The sequence below is a fragment of the Rhodanobacter sp. B04 genome (assembly GCF_002001125.1).
Classification (GTDB): domain Bacteria; phylum Pseudomonadota; class Gammaproteobacteria; order Xanthomonadales; family Rhodanobacteraceae; genus Rhodanobacter.
In genome coordinates, this window is sequence record NZ_MUNV01000007.1 from 405,363 (window position 1) to 425,699 (window position 20,337).

The 20,337-nt window shown below is 61.3% G+C and carries 13 protein-coding genes and 3 pseudogenes; 11 read left to right on the top strand and 5 right to left on the bottom strand.

The genetic code is table 11. The annotated features are described in order from the left end of the window. Positions 1 to 51 precede the first annotated feature (51 nt). Together B0E46_RS06535 and B0E46_RS06540 are read left to right on the top strand one after the other, a co-directional pair. Positions 52 to 942, top strand: a complete 891-nt coding sequence (locus B0E46_RS06535) for an alpha/beta hydrolase (protein ID WP_077554958.1) — start codon at positions 52 to 54, stop codon at positions 940 to 942. Between the two features lie 77 nt (positions 943 to 1,019). Further along, positions 1,020 to 1,781 (top strand): MBL fold metallo-hydrolase, encoded by a 762-nt coding sequence (locus B0E46_RS06540; protein WP_077554959.1) that lies wholly within the window; start codon positions 1,020 to 1,022, stop codon positions 1,779 to 1,781. Positions 1,782 to 1,790: 9 nt separating this feature from the next. On the opposite strand, the pseudogene tnpA reads toward B0E46_RS06540, so the two are convergent. Further along, positions 1,791 to 2,081: pseudogene (tnpA, locus tag B0E46_RS06545) on the bottom strand (IS200/IS605 family transposase); the annotation flags it as partial. Between the two features lie 455 nt (positions 2,082 to 2,536). Here tnpA and B0E46_RS06550 point away from each other — a divergent pair. Genes B0E46_RS06550 through B0E46_RS06560 form a run of 3 tightly spaced genes read left to right on the top strand, consistent with a single transcriptional unit; the run spans position 2,537 to position 4,653 of the window. After that, positions 2,537 to 3,340, top strand: coding sequence for a c-type cytochrome (locus tag B0E46_RS06550; protein ID WP_168171147.1), 804 nt, complete (start codon positions 2,537 to 2,539; stop codon positions 3,338 to 3,340). An 11-nt stretch (positions 3,341 to 3,351) separates the two neighbouring features. Further along, the gene (locus B0E46_RS06555) at positions 3,352 to 3,828 is read left to right on the top strand and encodes a nuclear transport factor 2 family protein (protein ID WP_077554961.1); all 477 of its coding nucleotides are present in this window, start codon (positions 3,352 to 3,354) and stop codon (positions 3,826 to 3,828) included. Between the two features lie 33 nt (positions 3,829 to 3,861). Next, the gene (locus tag B0E46_RS06560) at positions 3,862 to 4,653 is read left to right on the top strand and encodes a hypothetical protein (protein ID WP_139350444.1); all 792 of its coding nucleotides are present in this window, start codon (positions 3,862 to 3,864) and stop codon (positions 4,651 to 4,653) included. A 135-nt stretch (positions 4,654 to 4,788) separates the two neighbouring features. Here the strand turns inward: B0E46_RS06560 and B0E46_RS17255 are convergent, their stop codons facing one another. Then, positions 4,789 to 5,019, bottom strand: coding sequence for a hypothetical protein (locus B0E46_RS17255; protein ID WP_139350445.1), 231 nt, complete (start codon positions 5,017 to 5,019; stop codon positions 4,789 to 4,791). Here B0E46_RS17255 and B0E46_RS06565 point away from each other — a divergent pair. Together B0E46_RS06565 and B0E46_RS06570 are read left to right on the top strand one after the other, a co-directional pair. Then, on the top strand, positions 5,018 to 5,836 hold the full coding sequence (locus B0E46_RS06565) for a hypothetical protein (RefSeq protein WP_139350446.1): 819 nt from the start codon (positions 5,018 to 5,020) through the stop codon (positions 5,834 to 5,836). The two genes, B0E46_RS17255 and B0E46_RS06565, sit on opposite strands and share 2 nt — an antisense overlap. 606 nt (positions 5,837 to 6,442) lie before the next feature. Next, positions 6,443 to 7,180: a hypothetical protein gene (locus B0E46_RS06570; RefSeq protein WP_139350447.1), complete on the top strand. Its 738-nt coding sequence runs from the start codon at positions 6,443 to 6,445 to the stop codon at positions 7,178 to 7,180. Positions 7,181 to 7,462: 282 nt separating this feature from the next. Here B0E46_RS06570 and B0E46_RS17965 read toward each other — a convergent pair whose 3' ends face one another. Further along, positions 7,463 to 8,266 (bottom strand): sensor domain-containing diguanylate cyclase, encoded by an 804-nt coding sequence (locus B0E46_RS17965; RefSeq protein ID WP_254425071.1) that lies wholly within the window; start codon positions 8,264 to 8,266, stop codon positions 7,463 to 7,465. Between B0E46_RS17965 and B0E46_RS17840 the strand changes: the two are divergent. After that, positions 8,237 to 8,637, top strand: a pseudogene (locus B0E46_RS17840) (transposase); the annotation flags it as partial. The gene B0E46_RS17965 and the pseudogene B0E46_RS17840 sit on opposite strands and share 30 nt — an antisense overlap. A 24-nt stretch (positions 8,638 to 8,661) precedes the next feature. Here B0E46_RS17840 and B0E46_RS17970 read toward each other — a convergent pair. After that, positions 8,662 to 9,438: pseudogene (locus B0E46_RS17970) on the bottom strand (GAF domain-containing protein); the annotation flags it as partial. Positions 9,439 to 9,785: 347 nt separating this feature from the next. Between B0E46_RS17970 and B0E46_RS06590 the strand changes: the two are divergent. Together B0E46_RS06590 and B0E46_RS06595 are read left to right on the top strand one after the other, a co-directional pair. Beyond that, on the top strand, positions 9,786 to 10,997 hold the full coding sequence (locus tag B0E46_RS06590) for an EAL domain-containing response regulator (RefSeq protein WP_077554967.1): 1,212 nt from the start codon (positions 9,786 to 9,788) through the stop codon (positions 10,995 to 10,997). Positions 10,998 to 11,180: 183 nt separating this feature from the next. Beyond that, complete coding sequence (locus tag B0E46_RS06595; RefSeq protein ID WP_077554968.1) at positions 11,181 to 15,818, top strand: GAF domain-containing protein; 4,638 nt, start codon at positions 11,181 to 11,183, stop codon at positions 15,816 to 15,818. Positions 15,819 to 16,154: 336 nt separating this feature from the next. Here the strand turns inward: B0E46_RS06595 and B0E46_RS06600 are convergent, their stop codons facing one another. Continuing rightward, a complete protein-coding gene (locus tag B0E46_RS06600; protein WP_077555002.1) occupies positions 16,155 to 16,781 on the bottom strand; it encodes a tyrosine-type recombinase/integrase in 627 nt (208 codons plus the stop codon). A gap of 562 nt (positions 16,782 to 17,343) precedes the next feature. On the opposite strand from B0E46_RS06600, the gene B0E46_RS06605 reads away from it, so the two are divergent. Continuing rightward, positions 17,344 to 19,992 (top strand): EAL domain-containing protein, encoded by a 2,649-nt coding sequence (locus B0E46_RS06605; RefSeq protein ID WP_254425065.1) that lies wholly within the window; start codon positions 17,344 to 17,346, stop codon positions 19,990 to 19,992. Positions 19,993 to 20,337 lie beyond the last annotated feature (345 nt).

Genomic DNA, 20,337 nt, shown 5'->3' on the forward strand with positions numbered 1-20,337 from the left:
CTCGATGCCAGATCGGCGCCACGCCCTGATTCTTCGCAGGAGTGATATCTCATGATGATCGAAGCAAACGGCATTGAGCTGCATGTCGAACAACGTGGCGCGGGAGGACCGGCGCTGGTGTTCCTGCACTACTGGGGTGGTTCTTCGCGTACCTGGCAACACGTGGTCGACGCGCTTTCGCCCGACTACCGCACCGTCGCCATCGACCAGCGCGGCTGGGGCAGCTCCGCTGCACCGGACGCAGGCTATGCGTTGAGCGATCTGGCCGGCGACGTGCTCGCGGTGGTCGATTCCCTGGCGCTGGAGAGCTACATCCTGGTCGGCCATTCGATGGGCGGTAAGGCCGCACAGCTTGCGGCATCGCGGCGTCCGCGCGGGCTGCGGGGTCTGGTGCTAGTGGCGCCCGCACCGCCGACGCCGTTGGCGCTTCCGCTCGACGCTCGCCGGGGCATGGTGCATGCCTACGACTCGCGCGCGAGCATCGTCGCCACCTTGCAGCAAGTGCTTGCACCCGACGGCTTGCCTGACGGTGATCTGGACACGGTCATCGCGGACAGTCTGGCCGGTGCCAGCCCAGCCAAGGCGGCCTGGCCACTGGCGACCAGCCAGGAAGACATTACAGCGGTGGTTCCGTTGATCGATGTGCCGGTAATCGTGATTTCCGGTGAGCACGATCGGGTCGACCCTCCCGAGGTACTGCGTCGCGAACTGCTGCCGCGCATTCCCCAGGCCAGGCTGGTCGTGCTCCCGGGTGTCGGGCACTTGTTGCCGCTGGAGGCGCCGGCCGATCTGGCCAACGTGATCAAGGCCTTTGTGCTGGCACAGACCAGGGGCGGGTTCTTCGCACTGCCCGAGGCCCGGCAAGAGGTTGCTCTGACCCGCTGCGGTGATTGCGGCATGGCGCGCCTGACGGCCAGTACGACCGCACCCCGGCATCCGTAATCGCGCCGCACATCGCACAAAGAAACTGCCGCCGAAGCGGCTCACCCCAATCCCCTTCATTTACTGAGGACACGTCCATGGCCAGCCAAGAAATCATCCAGATCCCCATCCTGCCGTTCAACATGGTCAACGCCCATCTGATCAAAACCGACGACGGCTGCATCCTCGTCGACACCGGCATTCCCGGCTCCGAACGCAAGGTCGAACGCGTGCTGCACAAGCATGGGCTGACCTTCAAGGACATCAAACTGATCGTGATAACTCACGCGCATACCGATCATGCGGGCAGCGCCGCACGCATCCGTGAACTGTCCGGTGCGCCGATCCTGGCGCACAAGGACGACACCGATTACTACAGCCGCAAGCAGCCGATGACCTACTGCACCACCAGCTGGGTGGGCCGGCTTTTCGTCAAGACGCCGGTGCCGCACGAGCCTTACGTGGGCTTCGCGCCGGATATTTTGATGAAAGACGCCGAGACGATCTCGCTGAAGGACTTCGGCGTCGATGGCATCGTGCGCCACACCGCCGGTCACACCCCGGGTTCAATCGGTATCGAACTGGCCTCACAGGATGCGCTGGTCGGCGACCTCATTGCCTCCGGCATCCTGATTGGCGGCATCGCTTTCAACGGCCGTGCGATCCGCCCACCGTTCGAGGACGACCCGCAGACTGTCGCCCGCGAGCTCGAGCGGCTCGTCAACGGAGGTGCTAAGCGCTTCCACATGGGTCATGGCGGGCCGTTGGAGGCTCCCGAGGTGCTTCGCCATGCAAAGGTGCTGGCCAAGTTGCACCCGGCTCATTGTGTATGCGGCCAGCACGCACCGGCGGCGCAGTAAAGGAGCAGCACCCCAAGGTCTGGCCACAGACCGAATCTCTCCGCGGCGCGTACCCTTGATGTATCCCACCACCTGTGACACGGCATACTTCGGTGGAACCCGGAGCAACATGTGCACATGATCCGGCATCAAATGACCCTCCTCGATCCGACTCTCTTTCTGCTCGGCCAGTCGACGAAATATCTCGCCCAAATACTTTCTCAACTCGACATACAGCGTCTTGCGTCGGCACTTCGGAATGAACACTACGTGGTACAGACACTCCCACTTCGTGTGGTTTAAGCTCTCAAATTCATCCATCTCGGATTCTCCGTCTCGTGTGCTTGGCGGCTCACGCTTCGGAGTCTCCGGGATGGACTCCCGGAATTGTCAAACTTCTACTGCCTCCCCGGCAGAGCCGGGGGGGAACTCTCATGTTGGTTTAGTATCTCGCGCATTTGGCGAGACAAATGCGGCGGCAGACGCGCTGGGGAAAAACGCGGCTTCTACCATGTCCGGACTGTGCGGCATGCTTGGCGAAGTGCCTCGCGTCGACCGATGGCCGAACGAATCAACGGGGGAAAGGTATGCATGCAGGCATAGCGGACATTTTCGGACTTGCGTCGGTTGCCTTGCTGTCGGCAGCGGCCGTACCGATGGCTCCGGCTGCGACTCCACCGCCGCCGGAGCTGGCCTGGGCCTATCCGGTTGCGCCACCTGATACGGCGGAACTTGACATGCCCTCGGGGCGATACCTGACGCCCGATGGCAAGCGCATGCTGACCGCCGCCCAAGTGGATAAGCTGACTCCCGCCGAAAAAGACTGGTTTCCGCAAAGTCATCCCATACCCCCTCCCGTGGTTCTTGTTCCGGGCAAGGATCAAGCGCCCCCCTGCGCCGAGTGCCACACCGTCAACGGCCAGGGCATGGTGGGAATTCCCGACATTGCGGGCCTGCCGGTCAACTATCTCCTTGAACAGCTCGCCGCGTTCCGGTCCGGAGCGCGTATCTCGGCGCTACCGCACTATCTCGGGACGGGATTGATGATCACGACCGCCAGAGCCTGGAGCCCGACGGACCTCAAGGCTGCTGCCGCTTACTACGCATCGCTTCCCCGGAGAACGCCCACCCGCGTAGTTGAAACGGAGGCCGCCCCGTCGATGCGCCTGGAGCGCTGGGGATGGACCTATCGTGATCCCGCCGGTGGAGCGACGCATCCTCTCGACGGCTCGGTGGCCGAGGCCCCGGAGAGCGTGAACAGACTCTTCATGGGCGACCTGTCCAATCGCCAGCTCGTCTACGTCTCGCACGCCACGCTGACTCTCGGCGCGGCCCTGATCCGCTCCGGTGGAGGCGGCGGCCAGCCTTGCACGGCTTGCCATGGCGCCGACCTGCGCGGGACCGCGGTCGCGCCGCCGTTGGCCGGGCGCGATCCGGGTTACCTCGCGCGGCAGCTCTGGGACATCCGGTCCAGCGCCCGCTCCGGAGGAAACGTGAAGCTGATGCAAGGCCCCGCACGCGGACTGACCACCCACGACATCACGGCCGTTGCTGGTTATCTGGCCTCGCTCACACCCTGAGGAAACACGTCATGATCAAGCGCTTTCCGTCTGTTATCGCCCTCGTTCTGCTATCGACGCTCGCCCATGCAACCGGTAGCACCTGCAAGGCACTGGCCTCGGCCGATGCCGACGTCACCGCCACCCTGCGTGCGATGTACGCCGCGGCCCGAACCGACGACCTGGCCGCGTTCCATGCCGTCACCACGCCCGACTTCTATGCCTTCGACGGCGGCCAGCGCTTCGACGGCGACGCACTGATGAACATGGTCAAGAGCGCGCATGCCGAGGGCACCCGGATCGAGTGGTCGGTCACCCAGCCCAAGGTCGAAGCGGACTGCCGCCGGGCGCTGATCACCTTCGTCAATGTCGGCTCGATCACCATGAAGGGCAAGACCCAGCCGATTACCTGGCTTGAGGCGGCCGAGCTGCACCGCGACGGCAAGCACTGGCGGATCCACTTCTTCACCTCGGCCCGGGTACCCGCGCAAAAACCGGTAACCAAGTAATACTGCGGCAAACAAGGTCAGGAGGACGTCGACATGCCGCGCACGCCTAGCCTGCCCGTGGCCCCGACCCCCGAGCTGCTGCCGGAAAACGCAGACAGCCACGCTGCTTCGGCGAAGCCGAGCTCCGACACGTCAAATAGTGAACAGGCCACCCCGATGCTTGATATCCACGTTCCGGAGCATTCGACTCGAACCTGGCGCGACTTCTTTATCCATATCGCCACTATCGTCATTGGCCTGTTGATTGCCATTGGCCTCGAACAGGCTGTCGAGTATGTCCATCATCGGCATCAATTGTACGAGGCACGAGCCGCTATTCGCGCGGAGTTGGAAGTCAACACGCGTTTGCTCGACAGGATCCTTGCAGCCACAAAAACTGCAAAGTCCGCGATGCAACAAAACGCAACCATGCTCCTGGCTGCTGATCCAAAGGACGCCACATCGACATCAGCGCTGAATTACACATGGGACATTCCTTATCCACGCTCAAATGCGTGGCAGGATGCCAAGGCCAGCGGCGCGGTTGACTTCATGGCCCCCGGAGAGCGAGCCGCAGCAGACTACATCTACGGAGATGGCGATCTCGCGGAAACCTTTGCCATGGCATGGCTGAGGAGCAACAACGCCGCTTCTGCCATCGCGCATAGCGCTCCTACCGTGCATGAACTCAGTGCTGCTGACCGCGAGGAATTGCTTAAGCTCACACGTCAGACAGAGGGGCAGATAGAGAGCTACAACATGCTGATCAACTACGATCAGGACGCTATCAGGCACTACCTGAGCTTTCCGGAGCAGTCAGGGAGACAGACACCCGATGAAGACTAGCGGACTGTTGAGAGGCGCCTTTCCCTGACTTCTCACAGTTCAAATCGAAGCAATGTTGTCGTGCGGATGGTCGTGGGACGCACCCCTCCGCGCTGCGAACCACGTCTCACGTCGTCGATCCTGCCTGCCGACGAACTACACCCGCCAATCAACATCCTGCTGCTTTCCCGGTGCGATCTCGCCAAGAGTAAATTGCATGCTGAAGTCCAAGGTATACATACTGCTGGTGGCCCTGGCCACGGTGCTGTCCGCGTTCGTATTCGCACAAAGTGCGCCGACGGCTCCCGATGCCGAATGGCGGACCGCGATGGAATGGGCGTCTCCGCTCAATCCACCGCCAGCTGCAACTGCGCCGATGCCGGACATGCACAAGCCGCTGCACGTGCCCGGCAGTGTGCGCATCTACACGCTCGCCGACTACGACGACATGTTCGGCGCGCCTGACTGGTTCCCGCAGGATCATACGCCAATGCCAGGCATCGTCGCGAAGGGACGCAAACCGGCGTGGGCCTGCGCCTACTGCCACCTGCCGACCGGACAAGGCCGGCCGGAGAACGCGCCGCTGGCGGGACTGCCGGCCGCATATATCATCGAGCAGGTAAAGGCGTTCCGCATCGGCGAGCGCGTCGGCGGCCAACCCGAATTGACGCGTTACATGCGAGCCGAGGCGACCCACGTCACGGATGTGGACCTCGAGCAGGCCGCGGGATACTTTGCCAGCCTGCACTTCAAACCGTGGACGCAGGTGATCGAGACCGCGACCGTCCCGAAAACGCACAACGCGCACTATATGCTGGTCACCGACGCCGGCAACGCACGTGAGCCGATCGGTAATCGCATCATCGAGACGTCCACCGACATGGCACGCACCGAGTTGCGCGACACGCGTTTTGGCTTCGTTGCTTACGTGCCGCCCGGCAGCATCGCGCGCGGTGCGGTGATCGCCTCGAAGGGCGCCGGCGAGGTGGCGCCATGCGAATCCTGCCACGGTCCCGACCTGCGCGGTGTTGGCAATATCCCGCCGCTTGCGGGACGCTCGCCGACCTACATTGTGCGCCAGCTGATCCTGTTTCGGCTCGGCGGGCGCAGCAACGCCGCCGCGCCGATGCAGCAGGAAGTCTCACACCTGTCATTGAAGGACATGATCGCGACCGCAGCGTACGCCGCCTCGCGCAAGCCTTGATGAGCTCTTCAGAGTGGACATCGATGATGGTCTGCGCGGCATCGGCGCTGGCACTTACGAGGGACCGCGGGAACGCGGTCAGGTTCATTTCATGTCGTGGGGCCGGAGAGTGACTGTGACCTCCGTCGCGTCATGTTTTGAACGTCAGCTTTGCCCCGCGCATCTGAAGAGATCGAACGGCAAGTGTTGAATGGCAGATTCAACCAGTCAACGCAACACATTGCCGATAGCGTTCGACGGCCAATCAAGCTGCGAGGGGCAGAGACCGACCCACTTGAGCCGGTCGCGAACGTCCGTTTTGGGGGAATCAATTTTTTCGGGAAAGGCGGCAAAATACCGCAAGCGCTGTACAAACCCTACGTCTCGCCTGCATTCTCCTCAACGTGGCGGCGCAGGCCCCTGCCAAGGCAATCACCATTGCGGTGAAGAATGAGCGAATCATGCGCGCGCTGCTGAGCGTTTGCTCAATTATGCTGCGATCTGCCGGTTCAAACGCATCCGTATCATGGTAAGACATTAGTTCATGAGCGACGCCGTGACTGAAGGAATACCGCTGGTCACAGGCATCTGCTCCCCCGTTAGTCCACTTGTTTTTAAAGAACTTTTATGGTCAAGCTCGCGATCCTGCATCAAACATTGCCTATGTACATGGAGCAAGACCCGCCCGAGGAGAGTAAGCATCTGGAGGTGGTGCTCAAGGCATCGGATCTGAACGTTTTTCGAGAGGGCCTACGCGATGCGCAGCCCCTCGTTCTGGTGCTGGACCTGCCTCTGCTTGGCAGTGATCCACAGGCTGTGGTGAAGGCGTTGGAGGATGCCGTCAAGCCCACGTTGACGATGATCGTTTACGCGTTCGCTAAGTGGGAACTCGTGGAGGCGCTGCGGGGCAACGGGCGACATGTGCTGCGGGCTCCTCTCAGCGTGAGGGCCTTGCGCGCGAATCTGATTCACCTCATTGTTCGCAGCATGCTGGGAGCTCCGGAAAAGGCACCAGCTCCCGCACCTTTTGCCCGCGAACCCTCGCTGCCCATGGGCGAGGCGCCGAAACGACGCTTCGATGATGTGCAGCTGGCTCACTTGCAGGAAGTAATTCCCAACGTTGACTGCGAATGTCCCAACCAGGTGGCGGACCTCGTGTTGGCTTTGAACGCGTTCGAAAACTACTCGCACGAATGCAAGAACCGCAATGCCGATGATGCCAAGGTGCACGCCATGCTCGCCCGCGCCACAGGGCATGCGCGCGCTCTAATGGAATTGGCGATGACTGAGCTTTGCGAATTCGAAAAGATTGACATCAAGCAGTTGTCACGCCGCGGAAATGCCGCGTTAGAGAACAGTGGTTAGTGCTCAACCGAACACTTGCTCCGCCTCAGAAATTAAAATCAAAGCATAGCCATGCGCGGTGTTTGACTTCTTGATTGAGGGCAATTAAGGCAACTTCATATGAGAAAAGCGGATAGCAAGCGCAAACAGCCTTTTCTACTTGCGATAGTCAACCGTCCGTGATTTCGGGGGTAAAACCCCAGAGAGACCTTTTAGGGGCAGCCACTTTTGTCTCTCTTGTTCGCATACATCGCGCTGTCTGCCTCGTGCAGCATGTCTTCAACTGATGAGTGCTTGATCGGTTCATAGCACACAAGACCATAGGAAAACCCGACGGTGTAAGGTAGGGCTAGTGCGGCGCAACGCGCTTGAAGCGCAGAGTGGAAACGTGCCATCAGCATCATTGATGCCGTCGGCGTTGACATTGGTAAGCAAGGCAACGAATTCGTCGCCACCGAGCCTCGCGAACAAATCCGACGTGCGGAAAGATTCCCGCATCTGTTCTGCGAACATCTTGAGCACTCGGTCGCCCTCCGCATGACCATGGACATCATTTACCTGCTTGAAACCGTCCAGATCGAAGAAGACAAGCGTGGCGGGGAAAAGCTGCCGCTTGCATACGTCAAGACTGTACTTACTGAGCGCCAAGAAACCCCGGCGATTCGAGATACGCGTAAGTTCGTCTGAAATGGCGAGTTGGACGGCCATGATCTCGCGTTCCACCATCCCTGCAAGATCCGAAAGCATTGCACGGTCGTCTTCCCCGAAGCTAGGAGCTCTATCCATGATGCAGAGCGATCCCATCGCTTGGCCGCTCAAGGTGTGTAAGGGTTGGCCTGCATAAAACCGGATACGCGGCTCGCCCGTCACCAGAGGGTTGTCAGCGAATCGCTCGTCCTGGAGGGCGTCTTCGACAATGAATACACCATTGTTGAGAATAGCGTGGCCACGACGTCCCCCCGATTTTGAGTAGCACATAGGTTTGGAGTCCAATCCCCCTACTGATGGAGATTGGACGTGAAGAAGCGATTTACCGAAGAACAAATCATCGGGTTCCTGCGCGAGGTTGAAGCCGGCATGCCGGTGAAGGAGATGTGCCGCAAGCACGGCTTCAGCGAGGCTTCGTACTACCTCTGGCGCAGCAAGTTCGGTGGCATGAGCGTGCCCGACGCCAAGCGCCTGAAGGAGTTGGAGACGGAGAACGGACGACTGAAGAAGCTGCTGGCCGAGCAGGTGCTTGAGAACGAAGTGATCAAGGATGCCCTGCGAAAAAAGTGGTGAGCGCACCCGCACGACGCGAGCTGGTGCGGCAGATGATCGACAAGGGGTTGAGCGAGCGGCGCTCGTTGGCGGTCGCGGGCATGAGCGCCAGCGCATATCGCTATGCAATGCGCCCGGATCGTAACGTTGAACTCCGGCAACGAATTCTGACTTTGGCACAACGGCACAAACGCTACGGTGTCGGCATGATCCACCTGGGCCCACGAGGTGCTGCCATCGGCGCGCACAAAGCGCATTTCGAGCTGGAAGGCATCGGTCTGGCCCGCCAGCACGCGGCGTGCCAGCGTCCTGGCCGCTTCCACATCCAGTGGATCAACGATGTCGGTGGCCGCCGCGCCGATCAGCTGGGGACGTGAATGTCCGACGATCTCGCAAAACCGATCGTTGACCTCCAGCCAGTGACCTTCCGGCGTACCCACTGCGATACCCACCGCCGCGTGCGTCACGGTGCGGGCAAAGAGCATGTCGCTGCGTTCCAGCGAGAGTTTTACTGCCTGTGCGTCGGTGGCCACCTCGATGCCATGGAAATGCGCCTCCACCATCTGGGCGAGGTCGTTCAGGGCTGCCTTGTCGGCTGCACTGAAATGCCGGGGCGCCAGATCGATCAGGCACAGGGTGCCCAGCGCCAGGCCCTCGCGCGAGCGTAGCGGCCGGCCGGCGTAAAACCGGATGCCCGGGCTTCCCACGACCAACGGGTTGTCCTCGAAGCGCTCGTCCAGCAACGTATCGGCTACCACCATCGTGGCTGTCCCGAGAATGGCATGGCCGCACAATGAGTCGCGACGCGAGGTTTCGCAAATATCCCATCCTGCCCGCGACAAGAACCATTGGCGTTCCTCATCGACCAGCGTCACCAGCGCGACGGGAACCTGGAACAGCCGCGTCGCGAGGCGCGTGAGGCGATCCAGCGCGGGGTCCGGCGGCGTATCGAGCAGATGCAGCGAGTGCAGAACCTGCAGACGCTTGGATTCATTGTGGGGCAGCGCGGGTGGACGCATGCGGGTCTCCTGATCTGCGGCATTTCCACGTCATGAGACAAGTTATGTGCACCATGGTGCCAGCAAACACCATTTCCATTGCCTGAGCGGCATCTTGCGGCAATCCAAGCGTGCGCCGATCTCCCCGAGGCGCCAAGGGATGCGCAGTTCAAAGAGGCCTTGCCGTATTTCTGGAATCAGGGCCGGCGTCGTGTTCCTGACGACCGTAAGTGGCCCTTCTCATTCGGGCAACGTTCGTTTGAACGGCGGATATTTGCCTATCCGGTGACGGGGTGTCATCGTTGCGCCGGGGGCAAGCGCGGCTGAGCGTGCCTTCACCGTTGGGACTCGCGAAACGGAAGGGATTTATGACCACCAACGCGAAGTGTCTGCTGGTGCTTGACGATGACGAGGCGGTGGCGCGAACCATTGGCTTCGTCGCCGAGCGTCTGGGATTTTCAGTGGCTTGCTACGATGCGCCGGAGCCATTTTTCGAGGCGGTTCGCGAGCGTAATCCCAGCCATGTGGCGCTCGATCTCATCATGCCTCGCATGGACGGGATCGAGGTGTTGCGACGGCTTGCGCTGATGCATTGTGAGGCGGAGCTGATCCTCACCAGCGGCATGGGATTGAAGGTTCTTGAATCAGCGCAGACGACGGCGTCCGAGCGTGGGTTGAACATATCCGGCGTGCTCCCCAAACCGTTTCAGCCCAGTGTGTTGAGTGAGCTTCTGAGCAGGCCTCACACCTCCGATCCGGTCTCGCGCGCAGTGACCCACGCCCCGGGCGGTCACACGGTGCAGGTGGACGAGCTCGTCGCCGCGGTGGCCTCGCGCGAGATTCAATTCCGAGTGCAGCCCAAGCTGGATCTGGGCACCCGGCTGGTGGTGGGCGCTGAGATCCTCGCCTGTTGGCCCCATCCCCAGCAAGGCATCATTGCGCCGGATGACTTCATTCCCGTGGCTGAATCCAGCGCGCAGCTGATGCAGGGATTGACCCGGCTCGTGCTCGAACAATCGCTGAGCTGGTTTGCGCGCAGTCCGCTGTTAGCAATGGGAAGCATTGCGGTGAACCTGTCAACGCGCAGTCTGAGCGACGTTACCCTGGCCGACCATATCGAATCGGTCTGTCGTGCTCATGGCGTGCCCACGGACAAGCTGATCCTTGAGATCACCGAGTCGTCCGCGATGGATCGCACAGCCGATACCTTTGACACGCTGACTCGACTCTGCCTGAAGGGCTTCCGGCTGAGCGTGGACGATTTCGGGACGGGTTATTCCTCGTTGGAACAACTGGCCCGACTGCCGCTGTCGGAACTCAAGATCGACAAATCGTTTGTCATCAAGCTGCATACCTCGACCGATGCCCGGAAAATTGTCGACGCCACCATCGGGCTGGCGCGCAGCATGGGACTGATCTGCGTTGCCGAAGGCGTGGAGAACAGCGCGGCTCTGGAAACCTTGACGACCTTGGGCTGTAATTTGGCCCAGGGGTTTTACATCTCCCGCCCGCTTTCCGGCATGGCGTTCGATACCTGGCTGCAGCGTGTCAGCGCCTGCCCGCATTTTGCGACGATGTGAGGTCGGTGAAGCGATGGGCAAGAGGCGGAGTGAGCCGAAGTTGCCACGACAAGGACGGTGCCGACAGGGAAAGCAAGTTTCCGTTGGAGGCCTCCAGGTGTCCAGCGAGGTGGCGGCGTGGCAGCTAGGTGGACGAAAGGTATCGCAGTAATTTGACGCGTGGTGACGTGAGCCGGGGACGCCTTGTTCAAGCGACTGATGCAATTATTTCGAAGGTCTCACACCGGTGGCGAGAGCTTGCCTTCCATCGCCGTGTCACACGCAATCCTTCAGACGTGCGATGCCGGTCTTCTCGTTGTCAGTTCGGACAGGCGCATTCTCTTTGCCAATCGTCGGGCCCGGGAGTGGTTGCTACGCGCTAACACGGGCGAGGCAACCGCGGGGTCTTCCCGCTACCTCTGGTCATTCGATGCGGTTGAGGAGATCGAGGTGCTCCCGCAGGCCGGGGCATTGACACTGGAAGCCCGCTCGGTCGAGATCGACTGGGACGGCGCGCGTGCGCAACTGATCACCTTGACCGACATCACTGAGCAACGTCGCTTGCGTAGCCTCAAGACGGAGCGTGTGCGCGTGCTTGAGCGCATGGCCCATGGCGCCTCGCTGGGTGAAATGCTCACTGCCGTGGTGCGGTTTGTCCAGTCGCAGCATCCGGACACGATCTGCACCGTGATGCTGCTGGACACGAGTGGAAAACATCTGCGCCACGGCGCGTCGACCCATTTTCCTCAGGCCATGATCGATGCCTTCAACGGCGCGCAGATCGGCTCTGGCCGGGGTTCCTGTGGCACCGCGGCGTTCGAGAACCGCACCGTCATCGTGACGGATATCGCCGTCGATCCGCTCTGGGCACCCTGGCGCGAACTGGCGCTGAGTCAGGGCATGCGGGCATGCTGGTCCGTGCCGATCGTCTCGAGCGCCGGCCGCGTCATCGCGACGTTTGCGAATTACCGTCATGAGCGTCACGCGCCGAGCCCGGAAGAACTGGAACTGGCCCATGCCTGCGCACACATTGCAGGGATCGCCATCGAGCGACAGCGTGCCGAACACGAACTCAAACTCCTTCAGACCAGCGTCGCGCACCTCAACGATCTCATCGTCATCACGGAAGCAGAACCGGTCAGCGAACCGGGGCCGAAGCTCCTGTTCGTCAATGACGCCTTCACACGACGGACCGGCTACTCCCTGGAAGAGGTGCTGGGCAGAACGCCCCGGCTGCTTCAGGGACCCCTTACCCAGCGCGACGAACTTGACCGGATTCGTGCGGCACTCCAGGCCTGGCAGCCGGTGCGTGCTGAATTGATCAACTACACCAAATCCGGTGAGCCATTCTGGTTGCAGTTGGACATCGTTCCAGTGGCGGATGCCTCGGGTTGGTACACCCACTGGGTGTCAGTCGAACGTGACATCACGGATGCCAAACGCGCCGAGGCTGAAGCGCTCCACTCGGCCGAGATGCAAACGTTGATCGTCCGCACCCAGCGCGAGATCGCCGAGTCGAAGGATGGATCCGAGGCCGTAATGACCCTACTAGCCCAGCGGGCTATGGAGCTGACCGGTGCCGACGCTGGAGTGGTGTTGCAGGATCAGGATGACCTGTGGACCTACCTAGCGGTGGCTGGTCTCGCAGGTCCGCACATCGGCCCGCAGCTTTCCTCCGAACGCAGCCTTGTCCTGGAGGCGGCTCGTACAGGTGAGCCACAGATCTGCCATGACGTCGAGGTGGATAAGCGTGTCGATATTCGGGCGTGTCGCGCGGTGGGTATCCGATCCGTCCTTTGCTCACCCTTGAAGGTGCAAGGTCGCGTCATCGCGGTACTGTCGGCACAGTCGACTCGAGTGAACGCTTTCCACACCCGGGACGCAGCCAATCTGCGGATCCTGCTGGACTCCCTTGGCGCCGTGCTGCAACGGGAGCAGGCGGCCGAGGCCGTGCGTGTCTCCGAAGCGCGTTACCGGATGCTGTTCGACCAGAATCCCCAGCCGATGTGGGTTTACGACCGGGCGACGCTGGCGATCCGGTCGGTCAACGATGCGGCTGTGGAGCATTACGGATACAGCAGGGAAGAATTTGCCACGATGCGCATCACCGATCTTCGACCCCCCGAGCAGCGTGAGCGCCTAGCCAGTACGGTGCGTGCGGCGGTGTCAGGCCGCATTCATGCAGGGCTATGGAAGCATCAACTCAAAAATGGCAAGGTGATTGACGTCGAGATTTCATCGGACGATATCTCATTCGAAGGGCGGCCCGCGCGGCTGGTGCTCGCCAACGACGTGACTCAGCGCATGCGCGCCGAGCGCGAGCTTCAGCGCGTAGCGCGGGCGCAACGTCTGCTCAGTCGCTGCAACGAGGCGTTGATTCGCGCAGACAGCGAACAGGCCCTGCTCGATGCGGTGTGCCGCATTGTGGTGGAGGAAGGCGGGTATCGCATGGCCTGGGTGGGGTATGCCATGGATGACGAGACCAAGTCGGTCGTCCCCATGGCGTCCGCGGGCGAGGGAACCCAATACCTCGAAGGCATCCAGATCAGTTGGGACGAGCATCATCCCAGTGGTCAAGGCGCCTCGGGACGAACGATCCGTCAGCGCGTGCCGGTGGTGGTGGAGGATCTTGCCCGTGACCCTGGCTATGCGCCGTGGCTGGCTTCGGCAGAGCGCTATGGATTTCGCGCCACGTGTTCGCTGCCGCTGCGCTCGGGCGACCACGCCTGTGGTCATCTGTCCATGTACGCCGCCGAGCCGCTCGCGATTGCCGCCGACGAACTGACCCTGCTGATCGAACTGGCCGATAACCTCGCTTATGGCATTGGATTCCGGCGCGCACGGGAGGAGCGCCGCCGGATGAATGCGGCCGTGACACGGATCGCGACCAGCATGGCCGCGGGCACGGGCAAGGGCCTGTTCGAGGAAATGGCGCGGGCGATGATCGAGGCGGTGGCGGCCGATGGCGGATTCATCGCACGACTGCTCCCCGGTGAGCCTCTGTCGGCACAGACCCTCGTGGCGATCGTGGATGGCCAGGTGGAGGAAAATTTTGACTATCGGCTGGAAGGCACGCCGTGCGCGGCGTTTCGCCACGAGCAGGAGTGCGTGGTCGCCGATCAGCTGGCCGAGCAATTCCCCGGCTCACCCACCTTGAGTCGCATGCGGGCACGGGCCTACGTCGGCAAACGCATGGACGGATCGGACGGAAAGCCGCTGGGCATGGTCTTCGTGATCTTCCGCAAACCGCTTCAAAATGCGGAATTCGTAAACTCGGCTCTGGGCATTTTTGCTGCGCGAGGCAGCGCCATCTTTGAACGCCAGCGCGCCGACAAGCAGCTTCACGAGCAGGCCTCCCTGCTGGACAAGGCGCAAGACGGAATTGTGGTACGTGACCTTCAGCAGCGCATTACCTACTGGAACAAGGGCGCGGAGCGCATCTATGGCTGGAGCTTGGAGGAGCTGCGTGGCCAGATCCACGTGGACCCGATCTATGGTGATCCAGCCATTTTCGACGGCATCATGGCCACCATTCGCCGCGATGGCGAATGGAACGGCCGCGTGCAGCAGCGGCGCAAGGACGGACGTCCCGTCACCGTCGAGATGCATGCCACGCTGATCTGCGATGAGCATGGCTTGCCGCAATCGAGCTTCGTGATCATCACGGACATCACGCACCGGCTGGCGCTGGAGGACCGTATACAGCACTCCGAGCGTCTGGAGATGATCGGTCAGCTCACCGGCGGCGTGGCACACGATTTCAACAATCTGCTCACGGTGATGCTCGGCAACGCCGAGATGCTGACCGAGGACTTGCGCGATCAGCCGCGGCTGCTCCAGTTGGCCGAGATGACTCGCTCCGCAGCGCAGCGCGGGGCCGAATTGACGCATCGTCTGCTTGCCTTCGCGAGACGTCAGCCGCTGGAACCTGCAGCCGTGCAGGTCAACACGCTGGTCAAGGGCATGGATCCGATCTTGCGTCGCACGCTCGGGGATGACCTTGAACTGGAATTCATCCAGGGTGCGGGACTGTGGGACGCGATGGTGGATCCCTCCCAACTCGAGGGTGCACTGCTCAATCTCTGCCTGAACGCAAGGGACGCCATGGCCCAGGGAGGACAGCTGACCATTGAGACAGCCAACGCATGGATCGATCAAGCCTATGCCAATCAGCACGCGGAAGTCGAGATCGGCCAGTACGTCCTGGTTGCGGTCTCCGACACGGGTTGCGGCATGCCTCCGGAGATCGTGGCGCGTGTGTTCGAACCGTTCTTCACCACCAAGGAGACGGGTCGAGGCACCGGGTTGGGCATGAGCATGGTGTATGGCTTCGTCAAACAGTCCCGAGGTCATATGAAGATCTATTCCGAGCTCGGTGAGGGCACGACGATCAAGATGTACCTGCCGCGTGCCCTGCATCGGGCGAGGCGAATGGAGTCGCCAGCCACACCTCCTATTACCTTCGGCCACGCAATCATTTTGATCGTGGAGGACGATGACATGGTTCGTCGCTTCGTGGACGACCAGTTACGAAGCTTGGGCTATCAGACCCTGATGGCCCGTAACGGGCGGGAGGCTCTGGAAATATTGCGTGGTTCCGATGTCATCGATCTGTTGTTCACCGATGTGGTGATGCCTGGCGGCATGAACGGCAAGCAGCTTGCCGAGGAGGCTGTCTTGTTGCGCCCGACGCTGCGCGTATTGTTTACATCCGGCTACACCAAAAACGCCATCATTCACCGCGGACAGCTGGATCCTGGTGTCCGCTTGCTGAGCAAGCCCTACACCCGTGCCGAACTGGCACAAAAGATCAACTCCGTTCTCTCGCAAGTATCCCTATGAGGCAATGGCATATCGGTCCCAAGTGACCACCTCGCCCACCAGTTGATCTGACTAACGTTGCTGATCTTGCTCTCGAATTTCGTATCCCCTAACCGCGTTCATGGACTGATTTGTTTGGCCTGAGCGGCAAGCCAGTGCTTCTCGCACTGCATCGGGCTGACGTAGTTCAAGGTGGAGATTGTGCGTTCCGGAACCGATCCATTCACTATGATCAGGGCAGCCCGGAGGTTCATCTCAACGTCAGTTATTTGTCCTCGAATTGAGCACATCGAAGGACCGTTCCTGGCCGGATAGCGACCGTGCATCGTGTCGCCATCCGGCTTGGCGTTGAGCTGATCAGACCTCGGTCTGCTCTGCAATCTCAAGAGCATCTTCAACTTCGATGCCGAGGTATCGCACCGTGCTTTCGAGCTTGGTATGTCCAAGGAGCAGTTGCACGGCACGTAGGTTCTTGGTGCGTCGGTAGATCAAAGTAGCCTTTGTACGTCGCATGGTGTGCGTACCGTACGCAGCAACATCCAAGCCAATTCCTGCGATCCACTCATTGACGATCCGTGCGTATTGCCGGGTCGAAAGGTGGTCCGAGTTGTGGATCCGGCTCGGAAACAGATAGGTGTTGGATTGAAGCTGAGCCTGCTTGATCCAAACGGAAATTGCCTCTCGCGTCGGCGCGGTGATTTCAAACTGAACCGGGCGCTGCGTCTTCTGTTGAAGGACGATGGTGCGAGCGGAAATGTGATCCGCAGAACCGACATCGCGGACCCGTAGCTTGACCAGGTCACATGCCCTCAGCTTGCTGTCGATCGCCAGATCGAACAAGGCAAGATCACGAACCTTCCTTGCCAGTTGAAGGCGGATCCGAATTGCCCAGATGTCGCGGAGCCTGAGGGGAGCCTTTTGCCCGGTAAGTTTGCCCTTGTTCCAGGGTTCGCGGCGTTGGATGGAAGTATCAATCGTGTTCATGGCAGGACTCCTACCGAGGTGGTGGAGCCTGCCAGCCTGCGCCAATATCTTGAATGGGCAATGTTCGACCCTAAACGGACATTCGCGGTCAAACGCTTTTTGGACGGTGGGACGGTTCGTACGGTCATTGGGTTTGCTGTGCTTGCGCTATCGCTCACGGCTTCGGTCTTTTGGTGCAAGCATCGGCCTGTGACAAGAATTGCCAAGCAAAGCTAGATGGCCTGTTCGCAGGCATGGACTTGGGTAGCACCTTGCCGATGTCGCGCGCAACGGCGAGGCCGGCCGCTGACCGTGATCCCTCGGCTGCGCCGTGGAAACGACGTCGTAGTGCGGCACACCGAGACGGCGTGGCAAAGCCGAGGCGCACGACCCTGAGCAGCCTCCTTCGATGACGCGCCGCCACACAATTGGAGCACCGCATAAGGCTCCCGGTGCGGCAAAACTCCCAATGGAGAACGCCACTGATTTGCAAACTTCAAGGTAGTTCCGCTGACCAGAAGGTCCCCGTTTTTTCGGGCTATGATCAACGGGTCTGCCCCGCCGGGCGGGAAGTGGAGACATCGTGCCACCGACACCGAGCGATCGACGTCAGAGCGAGCCCGCGGCTTTGGATGTCGAGCCACTGGCCAACCGGGTGCCTGGCGTCGTTTGGGGGCTGCTTGCGTTGGGCTTCGGCCTGCTGCTGACGTTCTGGCTGTACAGGGTTCAGGCCCGGCAATGGCAGGCCGAGCGGCAGGAGGCCGTGGTGACCGAAGCCGACAAGGGGGTGGCCCAGCTGCGGGCGAAGCTGCGATCAGCGGAGTTGTTGCTGCGCTCGGTACAAACCATGTTCCTGGTTTCGGAACAGATGGATGAGGACCGTTTCGAGCGTCTTTACGCCAACCTCGACCCGCGCAGGGATTTCCCCAGTCTGCTTGCGATGGCGTACGCGGTTCGTGTGCCCCGTGTCGACGGCGACCATTACTCGACGGTGCTGGTCGCGCCGCTGGAAGGCAATCGCGATCTGCGCGGGCTGGAGGTCACCGACCAGCCAGCCAACCTACAGGCCCTGTTCGCCTCGAGGGACACGAACCAGCTGTCGGCCTCGAACCCCTTCGCGTTGGTACAGGACCGCGGCGCGGGCCGGTCGGGGTTAGGTGTCACCTTGCGGCTGCCGGACTTTGGGTCGGATCCCGCGCCCGGATCTGTGTCCGAGCGACGACGTCGGATGCGCGGTTCCATAGCCATGTCTTTTCGGGTTGGAGAGCTTATTCAGACGGGGTTGCCCCAACACTTGTCTGAGCTGGCGCGTATCGTCGTCACTGACGTTACGCACCAGCGACACGATGGGCTGTTCGATTCCGGCGGCGAGGGGCCTGCAACCGGACAGACCGTTGTATACAGCCAGCGGTTCGGTGGTCGCACATGGACAATCACCGTAATCCCGCACCGTGCCGAGGAGCTGCCCTGGTCGCAATCGGCGGCCCCGGCCGGAGTACTTGTCAGTGTGTTGCTCGGCCTGCTGGTCTGGTCGGTGAGCGACACCCACCGGCGTGCGGTGCAGCTGGGTCGGAGGTTGGGCCAGCGTTACCAGGAGAGCGAGGAGCGGTTCCGCACCCTCAACGAGTTGCTGCCAGCGCTCGTGATGCTGGCCGATGCCGCGGATGGCTGCATCGTGTACGCCAATCAGGCAGCTCGAACGCGGTTAGGTGAGAGCCTGCAGGGCTCCCAGCTGGTTTCTGTGCTGGACGGCGATGCCACCGAAGTGCAGAGACGCCTTGCTAACCCGGAGGCGGTCACCGAGGTGGCTCTTCGGGACGCTTCAGGTGCACGATTCTGGGCTAGCGTGGCCATGTCGTGGCTGCTGCTCGACGGGCGGCAGCAGTGGGTAATGGTCGCCAGCGACGTAACGGAGCAGCGCGCACTGACCGAGCTGCTGGCGTATCAGGCCTCGCACGATGAGCTCACCGGGCTCATCAATCGGCGCGAGTTCGAACGGCGCTTGCAGCGAGTGGTCCAGGGCCTCGGCGAGCCACCGCCGCATGCTGCAGTGCTTTTCATCGACCTCGACCAGTTCAAACTGGTCAATGACACCTCCGGGCACATAGCCGGTGACCAGCTTCTGCTGCAGCTTGCAACAGTGATGCGCGCACGCTTAGGGGAAGAGCACGTCATCGCACGTTTGGGGGGCGACGAATTCGGGGTGATCCTTTCCGGACTGGAAACGCCCGAACGCGCGATGGAACTGGCCGAGCATCTGCGGAGCGGCCTGGACGGTTTCGTGTTCGTCTGGGAGACGAAAAGCTACATGTCCAGTATCAGCGTGGGCGGAGTAGTGATCGACAGTTTAGGAGTGCCGTTGGCAGAGTGGCTCGCCGCGGCCGACACCGCCTGCTACATGGCCAAGGAGCAGGGGCGTAACCGCGTGCACTTCTACTCGGCGCGGGATGAGCAAAGTGCACTGCGGCGGGGCGAGATGGATTGGGCCAATCGACTACGCTGGGCCGTTCAGGAGCAGCGCTTCGTGCTCACCTACCAGGAGGTGCACGCACTCGGTCCAGGTTCCCGGGGCATTGATGTCGAGCTATTGCTCCGTTTTATCGACGAAGGCGGCGCGCTGGTCGCGCCGGGTGCTTTCATCCCGGCCGCCGAGCGCTACGGACTCATGCCCCTGATTGATCGTTGGGTGATCGAAACGGCACTGGCGAACTTCGACCAGCTGCACCCGGCTGGCTCCGCGCTGAGCACGGTGGCGATCAACCTGTCGGGCGCGAGCATCGAAGATGAGACACTTGCCGCACGGATCGTTGAACTGCTTCGTCTGCACAATATCGCACCCCAACGCGTGTGCTTCGAAATCACCGAGACGGTAGCGGCCCGTCAGTTGACTGATGTGATCCGCTTCATCAACCGGCTCCGAGAGGTGGGCTGCCGGTTTGCTCTCGATGACTTCGGCGTGGGTATGTCGTCGTTTTCCTATCTCAAGCATCTACCGCTGGACATCATCAAGATCGATGGCAGCTTCATCCGCGACTTGCTGAGCGATCCGATCAGCCACGCGATGGTGCGCGCGGTAACCGATATCGCCCACCGCCTTGGTCTGGTGGTGATCGGCGAGTGGGTAACTAGTGAGGCGATTGTTTCGGAGCTTCGCGAGATCGGGGTCGACTTTGCGCAGGGCTTCACTTTTCATCGGCCGGAGTTAGTGGTGTTCCAGCGCAACAACTTATAGGCGACACCGTCCGCATCAAGAACAGCCTTGCACTCAGCTCAAGGGCACGGCTTCTCCGCTACTCAACTTAGCGTTGATGTCCGCTGCTGGCCGGTCAGCGACCTGTGGTTGCATGGCACCGACTGGTCGGCTGGCGGCTCCTGCCCGATGGTCGCTGACCGACCCATTGCTGTCGGTGGCGTCGGGCCCACTTTGGAGAAGCCAATGTCCCCGACGGTGACGGCGAAATAGTGGCTATCAGAGCAGAGTGCGGTGCCGTGCCGCACTTCTCCGGATCTGCGGGCGCAGTCCCCTGATATGGCATCCCGTGCCCTGGCCGAGCTGGCAAGGCCAGTCACTACTACT

Excerpts from the sequence above, each read along its gene's own strand:
- B0E46_RS06550 (WP_168171147.1), top strand. The coding sequence starts at position 2,537 with ATGCTGACCGCCGCCCAAGTGGATAAGCTGACTCCCGCCGAAAAAGAC.
- B0E46_RS06535 (WP_077554958.1), top strand. The coding sequence starts at position 52 with ATGATGATCGAAGCAAACGGCATTGAGCTGCATGTCGAACAACGTGGC.
- B0E46_RS06555 (WP_077554961.1), top strand. The coding sequence starts at position 3,352 with ATGATCAAGCGCTTTCCGTCTGTTATCGCCCTCGTTCTGCTATCGACG.
- B0E46_RS06570 (WP_139350447.1), top strand. The coding sequence starts at position 6,443 with ATGGTCAAGCTCGCGATCCTGCATCAAACATTGCCTATGTACATGGAG.
- B0E46_RS06560 (WP_139350444.1), top strand. The coding sequence starts at position 3,862 with ATGCCGCGCACGCCTAGCCTGCCCGTGGCCCCGACCCCCGAGCTGCTG.
- B0E46_RS06590 (WP_077554967.1), top strand. The coding sequence starts at position 9,786 with ATGACCACCAACGCGAAGTGTCTGCTGGTGCTTGACGATGACGAGGCG.
- B0E46_RS06565 (WP_139350446.1), top strand. The coding sequence starts at position 5,018 with ATGCACAAGCCGCTGCACGTGCCCGGCAGTGTGCGCATCTACACGCTC.
- B0E46_RS06540 (WP_077554959.1), top strand. The coding sequence starts at position 1,020 with ATGGCCAGCCAAGAAATCATCCAGATCCCCATCCTGCCGTTCAACATG.
- B0E46_RS06600 (WP_077555002.1), bottom strand. The coding sequence starts at position 16,781 with ATGAACACGATTGATACTTCCATCCAACGCCGCGAACCCTGGAACAAG.
- B0E46_RS17255 (WP_139350445.1), bottom strand. The coding sequence starts at position 5,019 with ATGTCCGGCATCGGCGCAGTTGCAGCTGGCGGTGGATTGAGCGGAGAC.